Genomic DNA, 13288 nt, shown 5'->3' on the forward strand with positions numbered 1-13288 from the left:
ACCTCACCCCTAACCCCTCTCCTCATATCAGGAGAGGGGAATAAAAGATGCTTTAGTCCTCTCTCCTAAGGTAGGAGAGAGTTAGAGTGAGGTATGAAAAGTTTTGATTTATTTCCTTTTAAAGTTGTCTCTCTATATTCAAAATAGCAGTTTAATCACTTGCTATTAATTAAACTGCTAATTCCTACAAAGTCAACCCCAGCATCTTCAATGGGATCCAATAAATTCTTTAAAACTAAAGCCGTTACATTTCCTCCATGTGGACCTACATGACCTATTCCTATAGCCTTCCCCCGCACAATAGCCCTACCAGCTAAATTAAGCATTGCTTCTCTAATGTATGCATAATCCTTTTTGTGATCTAAAAATATATCCCTCTCTAAAACTTTAACACCAATTTCTTTTCCCACTTGAGCTACTACAGTCTTAGGAGTTGTTCTACTATCTATAGCTACTAGTCCTCTCTCTTTAGCTACCTCTAAAAGAACGTGCATCACCCGTTTATCAGCAGTTGCTTTACCGCCAGTGTGATTATTAAATCCAATAGCATTAGGAATATCTGCTATAGCCTCTTCCATCCTTGATCTAATCTCCTCATTAGATAAGGTAGTTAAAATCGGCTTGATTCCCATCCAATTAGGTCGATCTAACTCAGATTCCATTGGCAGATGGATAATCACATCAAACCCTAGCTTCTGAGCATATTTACCTTCTTCTGTAGAATCATCTTTAAAAGGAATGATTGCACAGGTAATCCTCTGCTTTAATTTTAGAATATCATCAGTCCCTTCAGCTCTATTGCCAAAATCGTCGATAATAATTGCTATCTGGGCATTATCCTTTCTAACCTTTATTGGTCTAACAATATCTAAATGGGATGAGAGCTTACCCTTATGACCACCAATCAAAAATTGTATATCCTCTACCCCTGATATATCAGCAAATAATTTTACTAGAGACTCAATAATTAGAAAGTGTTCAAAGACATTTAATTTATAAATTTGATTTGATAGATTAAGATAAACTCTACCACCTTTATAACCAATATCACTTATCAGGCTACTCTTATCAATATTTAAACCTGAAAATCGGCTACCACTTAAAAGTTTAACTGCCTTCTCTTCTAAATCTTTACGTGTTTGATAACTCTTATTGTCTATCACACTAGTAGCTAGATGGCTAATCTTAGAATACAATAAAAAGTTTCGTACTTTAACTCTCAATTGGGCTGATAATCCCTGCTCTTGAGGAATTTCTACTAAGCCCTTTGCTGCTAAGAGTTGATTGCCTTCAATAAACAAGGTCATAATAGCGGTAATCAAGAAACCGATAATCAGATATTTAAAATAATTCTTCTGAAATTTAAGCATAATAATACACCTCCTCATCTTTTATACATTTAACTTCTATAACTTGTAGTAAAATATCTATATTTTGTCAGATTCAATTGATACAATTTCAGTTAAATCATTAAATTTACTCTAAATCTCAAACTAACCTTAAGTAAAGCATTGATTTTATTTTGCTAAATTCATCTAGTTTTAAGCTCAACCTTAAAATTTGAGTTAATATACCTTCTTCTCTTTGAAACTATTCTTTCTCTAAAAATTGAAAACTTGAAAAATACTCTTCTATACCTTGATAAATTGCTTTTACTAATAGTATCTGATAATCTCTTTGCTGTAGTAAGTATCTATCATGCTGATTTGTGATAAATCCTAATTCAATCAAAATACCTGGAGTATTTTTGGCCTTCAAAATATAGAGATCTCTTCTCTTTTTAATTTGGTGCTTATTCTTAAAGCCTTGATACTCTAACTGATTGAGGTGTTTTTGTATAATCTCAGCCAACCTCTTACTTTGAAGATGACGAGGATAATAAAGAACACTAGCTCCTCGTTGCCAAGACTGACCGATACGATGGTCAACATGTAAACTGATAAATAGATCTACCTTTTCTTGATTTATAATATCTAATCTAGCCCGCAAATCTCTTGTATGGCGACTGCTAGAGTACTTATTAAGATGATCTAGAGATATATCATCTTCTCTAGTCATAAGCACCCTAGTATTACTCTTATTCTCTAGATAATCCCTTAATTTTAATCCAATGATTAGATTAATATCCTTCTCTAAAATACCTCCATAACTAGTTCCTCCATCTATTCCACCATGACCTGGATCTATAACTATTATCCTTTGCTGAGTAATTGGTTCTGTTGATAAGAGTACCTTGCTTATATCTAATCTGCTTGGTAAAAAGCAGATTAGATATATAAATAATACTACTAAATATACTGTATACTTCTCTATTTTGATAATCACTCTGCCACTTCCTTATCAACCTAAGATAATTCTTAATTTAAATTTATTCATCAAAAAGTTATATTATCATAATTTAATAAGAAATTTATCAATAAAATATTCAGCAGTTAAAAAATAGTCTAAAAATTCTAGTTATGTAAAAAAAGCATCCTTAAATAAGGATGCTTCTAAGATTAAACTACTATATTTATTAAAAATTATAACCTATACCTACCTCTAAGGTGTGATAATGATGATAGCTATCTTCGATAAAACCTAGAACCCCTGCTCTTAAATCTACCTTTGCATCTAAGTTTATCTTTAAACCTAACTCATACATTAAAGATAAATCACTCCTTCTTGAAGACAAGTCAAATTCATAAAGTCCACTAATATCACTGTTAATCTTATGTGAGCCATTGATTCCAATAAAAGGACTACTATCAGTAATTCCACCTAACAAAGCAAAGTTACCATTAACTTCATATTTTACTCCTAATCTTGAAATTGGATCTCCCATTGTACCTATCAAGGCTAATTGAGGAGTAAGGCCATATTCACCACTCAATTTAAGTCCATGGTCACTGACTAAGATTCCAGTGATAGCCCCATGGTTCTGTACAACCCCTGGACTATTTAAAGCATAACTTATACCAGAAAAACCTACTGTAAACACTGCTACTAAAATAACTGCGACTAGTCTCTTAATTATTAACATCCTCTCTAAAATTTAATTATAATAAGTAGAAATAAAGCTAGACTATAAATACCTACTACAAATTATAACTCTTTTTAAAAGAAAAATCTTAGGTAAATCTAGGTATTTAAGTATGAGATTGCAGCCATTTCTTTATTAAATTATTATTACTTCTATCTAACAATACTACAAAAATTGCACGGTTAAAATTTTCACTTACTATCTCTATAATTTACAAAGTACAAAAAAAATAAAACTCTAGACTCGTACGAGTCTAGAGTTTTATTTTTTATAAGTACTAACAACAACCGCCACTACATCCACCAGCATGAGAACCGCAACCTTCTTCTTCTCCAGCTAAAGCTGCAGAGATAACTTGATTAACAGTCTGCATAACTTGGTTAAATTTATTTTGAGCTTTCATAAAGTTTTTAATATCTTCATTCTCTTGCATCTTAGTTTGTAATCCTTCTAACTCTTTTCTTACTTCATCAGTTGCTTCTTGACCATTCATTGTCATCATCTGTACCATTTGTTGCTTTTGTTGAAACTCTTGTAAGATTCCTTGAGCTTCTTCATTAGCTTGCATAGTATCTTGAGCTACCAATAGCTCCTTATATTCACTAGATTCTACAAGTGCATCTCCCAAATCTTTAGCTTTGTTCATAATTGACATAAAACTACACATCCCTTTTGATTATTTGCAACAGAGATTAATCGACTATTGTACCATACAAAGTCCAACTCTGTACTTTGTTTATTTTAACACTAACTAGTTGACCTGTCAAATTCTTGTCACCTTCAAAGATAACTATCTTATTGGTAGTAGTTCTACCTGTTAAGGTTTCCGGATTATTCTTGCTCTCTCCCTCAACTAATACTTCTACTGTTTGATTTAAATAAGGTTGATTATTTTTCATACTGATACTACTTTGTAAATCTATTAGTCTCTGTAATCTATCATTTTTAACATCATCAGGTACCTGCTCTTCCATCTTAGCCGCAGGAGTACCTGTTCGCTTAGAGTACATAAAGCTATATGCCATATCATACTCTACCTTCTCAAATAAATCTAAGGTATCTTGGAAATCTTCTTCACTCTCCCCTGGAAAGCCAACGATTACATCGGTACTGATAGAAGCATTAGGATTTTTAGCTCTAACTCGTTCAATTAAATCTATATATTCCTCACGAGTATAATTTCTATTCATAGCTTTAAGAACTTTATTGCTTCCTGCTTGTACTGGCAAATGAAAATGGTTACAGACCTTCTCTAAGTTAGCTACAGCTTCAATCAATCTATCACTACAATCCTTAGGATGAGCAGTCATAAATCTAATTCTTGCTAAACCTTCAATTTCGTTAAGAGCTGTCAACAGATCAGCAAAATCAGTCTTGTCTGCAAAATCATTACCATAAGAGTTGACATTTTGACCAAGTAAAGTAACCTCTTTAACCCCATCAGTCGCCAACTCTTTTACCTCTCTAACTATATCTTCAATTGGACGACTTTTTTCTCTTCCTCTTACATAGGGCACAATACAATAAGTACAGAAGTTATTACAGCCATAGATAGTAGTAACCCAAGCTCTATGGTCATCAGTTCGTTGTACTGGCATATCTGGAATTAGTTCTGTATTCTCATCCCAGACTTGTACCAGTGGATTTTTCTGCTCTTTAGCCTGCTTTAATAGCTTTGGAAAATGGTGAATATTATGAGTACCAAAAACTATATCTACATGGCGATACTTCGCCTTAATCTCATTAACTACCTCTTCTTGTTGCATCATACATCCACAGATTCCAATGATTAAATCAGGATTATTCTCCTTTAATCGCTTCAGTTGTCCTACTTTACCATAAACCTTCAATTCAGCATTCTCACGGACACAGCATGTATTTAAAATAATAATATCAGCTTCTGTTAACTCTTCAGTTGGATGATAGCCTTCACCTTCTAATACGCCTGCCAGCTTTTCTGAATCATGCTCATTCATCTGACAACCGTAGGTTTGGATTAAATACCTTTTATCTTTAACTTCTACCATGTTAGTTCCTCCTTTTGATAATATATCTCAGTTCGTAAACTATAACATTATATATTATAACATAAAATTAATCATTTAAAAGTGAATGATTAGAAAAAGTTATTAATAAATCTGTAGCTTTAACTAGACTACAGAGGTTTTATAATTTAAGATTTCTTAACCATAATCTCTTTACCAGAAAAGGCTATACCTAATTCTAGAATCTCCTCTATTCCTTGTGCCAATAGTTCTTGTTTATATCTCTTCTCGTCAATCTGCTTTAATGCCTCTTCAACTGCTTCTTCTAAACTCTCCTTCTTATACTCATTAACCTTTTTAAACTCTATAATTATACCTAGCTTATTCTTTTGATTTGGAATAATCATCACATCATAGCGACCATAACCACTCTCTCGATTAGACCTAACTTGATAATCATCTCGTAAATTTAACAATAACCACAATACAAAAGCATGATAAGTTTTTTCAGGTGCATCTCCATCAATATCAAAGCTACTCATGCTATTTAAGATAAACTCTCTAAAAACACCAGAAAAGATTTCTACATCTCCACTAGTCAAAGCTTCTAACATTAACTTAAGCTTCTGACTAGTAATATTCTCGTCAAACCAATCCAATATAATCTCTTCATAGATATATTTAATCTCTTGATTAGGAATTTCTAAATCACAATAAAGTCTAGCACCTCTTCTTTCACTACTACTTGCCCGCAAATAACCACTTAATAGTAAAAAACTCCATAAAGAACTACTCTTCTTATCTATATCAGCAAAGATAATATTCTCATCTATCTTCTTTTCGATAGATTGACCTTTGATTAATAACTCTAAATTACTTTTAATTTCACTGTTTCCATTAATAATTAAATCCCTTATTATTTCATTTCCACTGGTATTAATCCAATAAGGCTTTAACTCTCCTTGATAATAGATACAGTTAATTATAGACCAGGGATTATAAAGTGTCTTCTCACCAAAATAATAACCATTATACCACTCTTTTATCTCTTCTAGCCTATACTCTAAACCATAATCATTAAAAATTTCTTCTACTTCTGATTCTAATAAACCAAAATAACTATCATACTTAGACTCTAATAAAGTACTCACCACTAAATTATTTAAGCCAGAGAATATACTTTCCTTGGCTACCCTTAAGATCCCTGTTAAAATACCTTTTTCTAAATTAACATTTCCTTTTAACCCTCGAATTAATAACCCTCTCATAAAGGTAATAATCTCATTATAAAAACCATTCACATACCCACTTTGAATAGGTTCATCATATTCATCTATTAGAACTATTACCTTCTGATTATAGTATTTTTTAAGATATTCAGATAAATTCTCTAGACTAAACTGATAAGCAGCACTATCAGCCTGATGTGAGATTATCTTTTTATACTCTTCTTTTTCATAAGAGATTAAGACATCACTATCTAATAAGTAACTATGTTTTTTGTATTCTTTGGCAATTACTCTCTTAATATTATCAAAACAGCTTTCCCAATCATCAGCTTTAGCACCTTTAAAATCTAATTCTATCACAGGATATTTACCTTGTTTAGCTAAATATTCATTATCTACATTCTCTATCTGCAACCCCTTAAATAAATAGCTATAATCTTTTTCTGTATTATTAAAAAAATAATACAGCATAGAAAGATTGAGAGTCTTTCCAAACCTTCTTGGTCGAGGTAATAATATAACTTTAGCATCTTCATCTACTATCTCTTTGATAAATAAGCTTTTATCTATAAAATAATGCTTGTTTTCTATCAATTCTTTAAAATCACTAACTCCTATAGGTAATTTATTCATAGTTATCCCACCTTCTTAATGCAGTTACGAGTGACAAGTAAGCAGTGCCTAGTACTAATTTCTTTCTTGTTACCCATTACTATATTAGTTAGTTATAGATTATAATTATCCTTCTATTCCCACCCTGAATCAAAAAAATCGGGATACTGCTCTGGTGCATCACCTTTTTCATCAATTATCTCTGATTCTACTAGTTCTTCTTTAGTATTAATCTTTTCTAACTTAACACTAAAGCGCCATTCATCACCATAATCAAATAAATAAAGTATCTCTTGACCTTTTTTTAATCCTAACTCTCCAATTTTAACCTCAGTAACTGGGATACCATCATAATCCTGAGGATGTGTAAATTTAGGTTTACTCCAAGGTTGACCACTCATAAAAAAAGCATATAAATGGTCATCATCAAAATCAAAAGCATTTTGAATAATTTGATGCAAATCAAGTAAAGTATTAGTAGAAGATATTTTAATTCTTCGCCACAAACCTCTCTTCAATGATACTTTAAAGATATAATTACCTTCTACAAAATCTTTGCTCCGCTTTTTACTAATAGTCTTTTGCAATTCTCCTTTAACAAAGAGGTCTTGAAAAGGTTTAAAGAATTTCTCTTCTTCCCAAACTTCTACTTTAGTCTCTTCTATCTCCTTCTTTTCTAAAATATTTCTAATCTTTTCTTCTCCAAAAGTACGCATCAATTCATCAATTGGGTCGTGGTCTATCTCACCTAGTGGAGAACCAGGCACCACATTCCACTCGCCCATAGCTTCCCTATAAGAAAGATTCCATCTTTCTAAATCCCGTTCTTCTTTTAATACCTTCGCCATCTTAATCCCAAACTCAGTAGGGATTAACATCTCAGCAAATGTTGCTCTTCTAGAAGACATTTGTTTCCTAGTAGCTTCATCGATTAGCACCCGCCAAAAACCAAAAATTTCAAAATAAAGTAAGTAGTATTCCCAATCCCACATCATCTGTCGTATTTGACCATGTTTGGTATCTTGAATATCTATCTTTTGACCAGCAGATTGTTGAGACAAAAACTCCATTACAGGAGTGACAGTATAGACATCAGCCTTACCAAAGGTTCCCCCTTGAAGAACTCTCCAATCTGCATCAATCCAGAAGGTTTCTAGTAAAAAGAAGTACTTCTCTGTCATAGTTAAGTATTGATACTTCTCTAAGAGGTCTGTTGACTTTAGTAAGATTTTAGTCTTACCTTTAAATTCCTTCTCATATAACTTTCCTGCTAAAATTAGATTATAAAATAGATGTAATTGTGGATATGTCTCTTGAGGAGTTCTAGTAGTTACATCTTCAATTGGATTAGTCATTAACTGATTTAACTTGAATAAATCTTTCCCTCGTAAATATTGATTAGTCTTGGTTAAAGTAATTTGATTCTCCTCTAAATAATTGATAAAAATATTAAAATCATATAGTAATGGTGTTGGACTTTTTTCAGATATTTTAAATGTTTTCATTTAGCTTTCACCTCGCTTAAATTTAAATAATATGAATATTATCTTACCTCATCTTCAAGATTCTATGCCTTTAATCCTCACCTACCCCAAACCTAAGAAAAAAGTTGTTTTATAATAACACCATATCACATAATTCATCGTGCAGTTGTAAAGCACAACAAAAACTACTTAATATATTCAAACTATTACCTAACAGAAAAACTCTGTATCTTTAACTAGAATACAGAGTTTTAATAATTTAAGATTTTTTAATCATAACCTCTTTACCAGAAAAAGCTATACCCAATTCTATAATACCCTCTATTCCTTGAGCCAATAGTTCTTGCTTATATCTCTTCTCTTTAATCTGCTTTAGTGCCTCCTCAACAGCTTCCTCTAAAATTTCCTTTTTATACTCATTAACCTTTTTAAACTCCATAATTATCCCTAGCTTATCTTTCTTATTTGGGATAATCATAACATCATAACGACCATAACCACTCTCTCGATTAGATTTAACCTGATAATTATCTCTTAAGTTTAAAAGTAATCCCAATACAAAGGCATGGTATACCTTCTCAGGTTCATTACCTCCTATATCAAAACTACTCATACTATTTAAAACAAACTCTGTAAAAATACTAGAAAATATTTCTATATCTCCACTAGTTAAAGCCTCTAACATTAATTTAAGCTTTTGACTAGTAATATTCTCTTCAAACCAATCCAATATAATCTCTTCATAGATATATTTAACCTCTTGATTAGGTATTTCTAAATCACAATAAAGTCTAGCTCCTCTCCTCTGGCTATTACTAGCCCTTAAATAACCACTTAATAATAAAAAACTCCACAGAGAAGTACTCTTTTTATCTACATCTGCAAAAACAATATTCTCATCTATCTTTCTTTCAATAGATTCATCTTTGATTAACAATTCCAAATCACTCTTTATCTCACTATCTCCATTAATAATCAGACCTTTAATTATTTCATTCCCACTAGTATTGACCCAATAAGGTTTTAATTCTCCATGATAGTATATACAATTAATTATTGACCAAGGGTTATAAAGAGTCTTTTCCCCAAAGTTATAACCATTATACCATTCCTTTACCTCTTTTATCCTGTACTCTAAACTATAATCATTAAATATTTCTTCTACCTCTTCTTCTAATAATCCAAAGTAACTATCATATTTATCTTCTAATAAAGTACTAACCATTAAGTTATTTAAACCAGAAAAAATACTTTCTTTCGCTACTCTTAAAATTCCAGTTAAAACACCCTTTTCTAGACTATTATTATCCTTTAATCCACTTTCTAAAAATCCTCTCATAAAGCTTATTACTTCCTCATAATAACCATTCATGTAACCACTTTGAATAGGTTGATCATATTCATCAATTAGTACAATTGTTTTCTGATTATAATACCGCTCTAGGTAACAAATTAATTTAGATAAGGCTTTCTGATAATGAACCTTACTAGCTGATAAATTAACTATATCTCGATAAACTGTCTTTTCTTTATCGCTTAATAATTCACCTTCTAATAGATAGGCATGACTTTCATACTGACTAGATATAATATCCTGTATATTTTCTAAACAATCTTCCCATGACAAATCTTTTACTCCTCTAAAAGTTAAAAACACCACTGGATACTTACCTTGCTTATCTAAATATCTATCTTCTGTATCTTTTATCTTCAAATTCTTAAATAAATGACTATAATCCTCATCTGTATTACTGAAAAAGTAATACAACATAGAAAGATTAAGAGTTTTTCCAAATCTTCGGGGTCTAGGTAATAAAATAACCTTGGCATTTTCATCTATTATATCTTTAATAAATAAACTTTTATCTATAAAATAATAATTATTTTCCTTTAACTCTTTAAAGTCACTAATACCTATAGGTAGCTTCTTCATAACCATCCCGCCTTTTTTATTTCTCTAATATGTATTTAGTATCTTCACCGATTATTTCTTATTCTATTTTATTAATTAAGCAAAGATTATAATTATCCTTCTATAAAAATAGAGAATAACAAAAATTCAACCAAAAAACACTCAGCTTTATTATGATATCTTTAGTATTTGCTATACACTTTATGACTATTTCCTTAATCCTCCTTAAAACAATTCACTTTTACTAATATCAGATATTATAAGCAAGTTTAAAAGCAAAAACCCCTCTACTTTACTCGCCTTAGAGGGGTTTCTTCTTTATCTAATTCAATCATTCTAGCTATGTTAGACGGACAACCGTAGGTTTGAATTAAATACCTTTTATCCTCTGCCATATTTATTCCTCCTTTTGATAATATATCTCAATTTGTATACTACAACATTATATATTATAACATAAAAAGCTTGATTTAAAAGTGGTAAATATGAAAAAGCCACCGAATGTACTAATAGTGGCTAAGAATTAATAATTATAAATAGATTTCAGTCTTCTAATTAAGATTTCATATCTTACAATCAATAATGACAAACTATTAAATCAAAAACTATACTCTAATTATATTAAAAAGGCACATCAATTTCCCAATCATAAATTTTAATCCCTTCAGGGTAATAAGGAATATTCTTACCAGTACCAACCCCATCCTCCAATAATCTAAGCTCTTTTCTATCTTGAGCTATTATCTTAACTTGTTTCCATAATTTTTCACGCTAACTCCCATTCTTCCTCTTTCCATCATTGCTTCTAACTTATGATAGATTGGTGCAATCCGATTATATCTATCTTTAATTTTATCAATTTTTTATACACAAATAATCTTCCTCCTTTAATGATATCCTTATTTATAGTTTTCAGAATTCAATTTCATTATTAACTCTAATCACCTATACAATAAAGAAATCCTCAGCTGATTAGTCCATAACATCAGCTAAGCATGATTAAGCATTTATTAAATTGCTATATAAGAGATTATTCCTCCTAATAAAATCAAAATAAAGGCTTTAGTAAATAAACCTTTAATATCCAAACTATTATTTTCTTCCCCATGGTCCATATCTCCATGACTACTTTTCTCTTTCATTTGTCTTTTATAAAGATAAATCAAAGCTCCTGCTAAAGCTACAAAGAAAATATTCATCCAGAAAGTATAATCTATCTTAAATTGAGTCATTTCAGTAATTACTTTAGTACTCTCTGGAACAATCCCAATTACAGAAAACAATCCATTTAAAATTAATGCAGTCAAAACAATACTCAAATACATAATACCTGCTATATAAAAAGCTACCTTCTTGCCATAATACTTAACATTCACAGCAACTAAGGGTGGTACCATCAAATCAGAATAGATAAAACCCATAATTCCAGCAAAAAAGACTCCGTTAGCATTTAAAACTGTAGCTAGTGGAATATTGCCCATAGAACCAATAAAGGTCATGGCTGCTACAAAGGGAGCTACTAAAGCATTTTCAATAGCAATCAACCAAGATGGTAATGAATTAGTGTACTCCATTAAAAATATCTTAGCCCAGATATCATCACTAACAAAGACTGCTACAAAACCTGCAATAGTAAAACCGATTAATATCTCCTTCCAGACCATCTTCCACTCCATCACAAAGTTCTTAGCAACTAAGTTCCATCCCTCTTTACTGGTGATTCTTTCTTTCCAATCAAAATCTTCCTCTGCTAAATCTGTATCACTCTCTACCTTCTTTCTAGCAGCTTTAATCAAGCTATCAGGATAAGTAATCTTAATTAAGATACTACTGATTGCAATCAAGACCAAACCACCAATGATTTCAGCAGCTAAAAACTCCCACCCCAAAAAGATTAAGATTAGAATTCCTAATTCTATTACTAAATTAGTGGAGGCAAACATAAAGGCTACAATTGTAATAAAATGTGCTCCCTTATAAAATAACGCCCTCGCTGCTGATAAAGCTGCAAAGGAACAAGAAGACGATGCTCCACCAAAAATCGTAGATAACGAGATACTCTTTAAATTGGCTTCACCCATATATTTGGTTAATTTCTTCTTAGGGACGAAGCTTTGAATCATGCTACTGATAAAATAGCCTAAAATAAAGGCCCAACCAGCCTTCCAGAAGAAACCAAATGCAGTTATAGTTGCTTTCCCATAAAGTTTAACGAAATTATTAATAAATATCTCCTCCTTCATCTAAATAGTAACTATTACTATTTTATTATTTGAAGAAAGAGATTTGTTTTCCTGCAAAAATAAAGAATAATACCTATTAAAATGTAGCCTATAGAGTAGACAAATTAAAATTTCCCTGCTAATTAAAGCTTAAATCTACTTTCTTAGCTCCTCTTTAATCTCTTGTAACTCTTCCTTGCTAATCTCACCTTTAGCATAGCGTTCTCTAGCAATTTCAATAGGGTCTTCTTTAACTATGCTTGGCGAATTTCTATCTACAGAATTATTAGAGTTTCTAATAAAATAGATTACCGCAACAATTATTACTATCCAAAATAGTCCCATCATTAGCATTCCACCTCCAAAAAAGTTGCCCATACCATAACCATGTCCAAAGCCATGCATCATAACTACCACTCCTTTATACTAATTAACAACATAGATTATAATTATATTATCTCAGTTTTTCTATTAATAGGTATTAACTATATAAGTTGAACTAATAATTTTCATAAATATATAAATCAAAACCTATTTTGACACAGACTAAAATTTGACTAAGATCCGACTTAAAAGCTTTAATAATTTTATCTTTTTTATGTTTTAGTCTGGTTTCAGTCTGTGTAAATCTATGTCCAATATATTTTTTGACTTTAAATTTTAAAATTTTTCAAGCATTAAATTTATTATGAAAAAATTAAATTCTAAATATATATCTATAATTATAGATCTCCAAGTCTAAAATGAAATAAATCAAAACCTTTCATACCTCACTCTAACTCTCTCCTACCTTAGGAGAGAGGACTAAAGCATCTTTTATTC

At 31.0% G+C, this 13288-nt stretch carries 10 protein-coding genes; all 10 read right to left on the reverse strand.

All coding sequences use genetic code 11. From position 1 onward, the window contains the following. Positions 1-155: 155 nt before the first annotated feature. The 10 genes from ACTCDL_RS09190 to ACTCDL_RS09235 all read right to left on the reverse strand — a co-directional run bounded on the left by ACTCDL_RS09190 (position 156) and on the right by ACTCDL_RS09235 (position 12874). Complete coding sequence (locus ACTCDL_RS09190; protein WP_463175985.1) at positions 156-1370, reverse strand: divergent polysaccharide deacetylase family protein; 1215 nt, start codon at positions 1368-1370, stop codon at positions 156-158. 220 nt (positions 1371-1590) lie between these two features. Further along, positions 1591-2325, reverse strand: a complete 735-nt coding sequence (locus ACTCDL_RS09195; RefSeq protein WP_463175986.1) for an N-acetylmuramoyl-L-alanine amidase family protein — start codon at positions 2323-2325, stop codon at positions 1591-1593. Positions 2326-2515: 190 nt separating this feature from the next. Further along, positions 2516-3022: a hypothetical protein gene (locus ACTCDL_RS09200; RefSeq protein WP_463175988.1), complete on the reverse strand. Its 507-nt coding sequence runs from the start codon at positions 3020-3022 to the stop codon at positions 2516-2518. Between the two features lie 277 nt (positions 3023-3299). Beyond that, the gene (locus ACTCDL_RS09205; RefSeq protein WP_463175989.1) at positions 3300-3677 is read right to left on the reverse strand and encodes a YlbF/YmcA family competence regulator; all 378 of its coding nucleotides are present in this window, start codon (positions 3675-3677) and stop codon (positions 3300-3302) included. Between the two features lie 37 nt (positions 3678-3714). Next, a complete protein-coding gene (gene miaB, locus ACTCDL_RS09210; protein ID WP_463175990.1) occupies positions 3715-5049 on the reverse strand; it encodes a tRNA (N6-isopentenyl adenosine(37)-C2)-methylthiotransferase MiaB in 1335 nt (444 codons plus the stop codon). 146 nt (positions 5050-5195) lie between these two features. Continuing rightward, on the reverse strand, positions 5196-6869 hold the full coding sequence (locus tag ACTCDL_RS09215; protein ID WP_463175991.1) for an AAA family ATPase: 1674 nt from the start codon (positions 6867-6869) through the stop codon (positions 5196-5198). A 113-nt stretch (positions 6870-6982) separates the two neighbouring features. After that, positions 6983-8353, reverse strand: a complete 1371-nt coding sequence (locus ACTCDL_RS09220) for a plasmid pRiA4b ORF-3 family protein (protein WP_463175992.1) — start codon at positions 8351-8353, stop codon at positions 6983-6985. A 238-nt stretch (positions 8354-8591) separates the two neighbouring features. Further along, entirely contained in the window at positions 8592-10265 is a 1674-nt protein-coding gene (locus ACTCDL_RS09225) for an AAA family ATPase (RefSeq protein ID WP_463175994.1), read from the reverse strand. Positions 10266-11254: 989 nt separating this feature from the next. Further along, positions 11255-12487 carry a permease gene (locus tag ACTCDL_RS09230; RefSeq protein WP_463175995.1) on the reverse strand — a complete coding sequence of 411 codons (1233 nt, stop codon included), beginning with the start codon at positions 12485-12487 and terminating at the stop codon, positions 11255-11257. Between the two features lie 135 nt (positions 12488-12622). Further along, positions 12623-12874 carry an SHOCT domain-containing protein gene (locus ACTCDL_RS09235; protein WP_463175996.1) on the reverse strand — a complete coding sequence of 84 codons (252 nt, stop codon included), beginning with the start codon at positions 12872-12874 and terminating at the stop codon, positions 12623-12625. Between the last annotated feature and the right edge of the window lie 414 nt (positions 12875-13288).

The organism is Orenia sp., from assembly GCF_055140805.1.

Coding starts and splice junctions, on each gene's coding strand:
- ACTCDL_RS09190 (WP_463175985.1), bottom strand. CDS start 1,370: ATGCTTAAATTTCAGAAGAATTATTTTAAATATCTGATTATCGGTTTC.
- ACTCDL_RS09200 (WP_463175988.1), bottom strand. CDS start 3,022: ATGTTAATAATTAAGAGACTAGTCGCAGTTATTTTAGTAGCAGTGTTT.
- ACTCDL_RS09205 (WP_463175989.1), bottom strand. CDS start 3,677: ATGTCAATTATGAACAAAGCTAAAGATTTGGGAGATGCACTTGTAGAA.
- miaB (WP_463175990.1), bottom strand. CDS start 5,049: ATGGTAGAAGTTAAAGATAAAAGGTATTTAATCCAAACCTACGGTTGT.
- ACTCDL_RS09215 (WP_463175991.1), bottom strand. CDS start 6,869: ATGAATAAATTACCTATAGGAGTTAGTGATTTTAAAGAATTGATAGAA.
- ACTCDL_RS09220 (WP_463175992.1), bottom strand. CDS start 8,353: ATGAAAACATTTAAAATATCTGAAAAAAGTCCAACACCATTACTATAT.
- ACTCDL_RS09225 (WP_463175994.1), bottom strand. CDS start 10,265: ATGAAGAAGCTACCTATAGGTATTAGTGACTTTAAAGAGTTAAAGGAA.
- ACTCDL_RS09230 (WP_463175995.1), bottom strand. CDS start 12,487: ATGAAGGAGGAGATATTTATTAATAATTTCGTTAAACTTTATGGGAAA.
- ACTCDL_RS09235 (WP_463175996.1), bottom strand. CDS start 12,874: ATGATGCATGGCTTTGGACATGGTTATGGTATGGGCAACTTTTTTGGA.